General features: G+C 62.7%; 2 protein-coding genes. Both read left to right on the forward strand.

Annotated elements, in window-relative coordinates; translation table 11 throughout:
- The first annotated feature begins 208 nt into the window (after nucleotides 1-208).
- A complete protein-coding gene (locus QMX98_RS34570) occupies nucleotides 209-382 on the forward strand; it encodes a DUF1427 family protein (protein WP_010458583.1) in 174 nt (57 codons plus the stop codon).
- A 30-nt stretch (nucleotides 383-412) separates the two neighbouring features.
- Nucleotides 413-1,369 (forward strand): zinc-binding alcohol dehydrogenase family protein, encoded by a 957-nt coding sequence (locus QMX98_RS34575; RefSeq protein ID WP_282412079.1) that lies wholly within the window; start codon nucleotides 413-415, stop codon nucleotides 1,367-1,369.
- The last annotated feature ends 74 nt before the right edge of the window (nucleotides 1,370-1,443 follow it).

Raw genomic sequence — 1,443 nt, forward strand, 5'->3', positions numbered from 1 at the left:
GCCTGCTCGCGATAGCGGTGTATCAGGTAGCACAGATGTCGACTGACACTCCGCTATCGCGAACAGGCTCACGCCTACAGGGCTCCGCCGCTACACAATTGGCAGTGCACCCGCCGCGCTTTGGCCGATATTCAGAAGCACTTGGCCGATGCCCGCCGCCACCGCTCTTTAGACTTCAGGCATACCTTGTTTGCCCACGGAGTCTGCCATGAGCTACCTCATCTCGCTGGTCATTGGTCTGGGCGTCGGCCTGCTCTACGGCGCACTGGATTTTCGTTCGCCCGCCCCACCGGCCATTGCCCTGGTGGGCCTGCTGGGCATGCTCGCCGGCGAAAAGTTGTGGCCCATGGGCCGGCAACTGGTGGCGGGCTGGGTCTCCTGAAACCCCTTTCTTTATGCGATGGACACTCCCATGAAAGCACTGCAATTCGACCAGACCGGCGACCTCTCGGCCTTGCGTTATGTCGATGTCCCGACCCCCGTTCCCGGCGCCGATGAAGTGCTGGTGCAGATCAAGGCGGCCGGCCTCAACCCCAGCGATGTGAAGAACGTGTTGGGACGGTTTCCCTACACCACCTTGCCACGGATTCCCGGTCGGGATTTCGCCGGTGTGGTGGTTGAAGGGCCGCAGACACTGATCGGTCAGGAAGTCTGGGGCACCGGTCGTGAACTGGGTTTTTTTGCCGATGGCTCCCATGCGCAATTCGTCAAACTGCCGGCCAATGGAGTGGCGCTCAAACCCACCCATCTGAGCTTCGCCCAGGCCGCCAGCCTCGGCGTGCCCTACACCACGGCGTGGGATGCGCTGGAACGCAGTCTGGTGACTGCTGCAACGCGGCTGTTGGTGATCGGCGGCGGAGCGGTCGGCAGTGCCGCGCTGGCGTTGGCCAAGGTGCGGGGTGCTCAAGTCCTGGCGGCGGCGCGGCGACCCGAGCAGGTCAAGGATCTCCAGGCGCAGGGGTATCAGACGCTGCAACTGGATAAACCGGAGGAGCTGGGCGCGCAGGTGCAGGCCGTGTATACCGGCGGCGCCGACGTGATTTTCGACACCACCGGCTTCTGGCTACCGGCCTCGGTCCCGGCGCTCGCGGCGTTCGGCCGCATCGCGATCATCGCGGCGCCGGTCGACGGCATGGTGCAACTGCCGGCGCTGGCGTTGTATCGCAAGGGCGGTTCGGTGGTGGGGATCAATTCGTTGTTGTATGGCGTGCAGGCGTGTGCGGCGATGCTCGATCAGTTCGGCAAGTTCTTTGATCAGGGGTTGTTGCCGTTGCCGGAAGGGTTGTTTGAATCGCCGCTGGCCGAAGGGCTGGAGCGGTATGAAGAAGTGAACCAAGGTGCTGGGGACAAGGTGATTTTGTTGCCGTAACGCCGATCAAAATGTGGGAGTGAGCCTGCTCGCGATGACGGAGTGTCAGTCGACATTTGTGTTGCCTGATACAC

Origin of the sequence: Pseudomonas sp. PS02303, from assembly GCF_029959925.1 — a bacterium.
GTDB classification, from domain to species: Bacteria; Pseudomonadota; Gammaproteobacteria; order Pseudomonadales; family Pseudomonadaceae; genus Aquipseudomonas; species Aquipseudomonas mandelii.

Bases quoted from the DNA above. Each gene is read 5' to 3' on its own strand.
- QMX98_RS34570 (WP_010458583.1), top strand. From the start codon at position 209: ATGAGCTACCTCATCTCGCTGGTCATTGGTCTGGGCGTCGGCCTGCTC.
- QMX98_RS34575 (WP_282412079.1), top strand. From the start codon at position 413: ATGAAAGCACTGCAATTCGACCAGACCGGCGACCTCTCGGCCTTGCGT.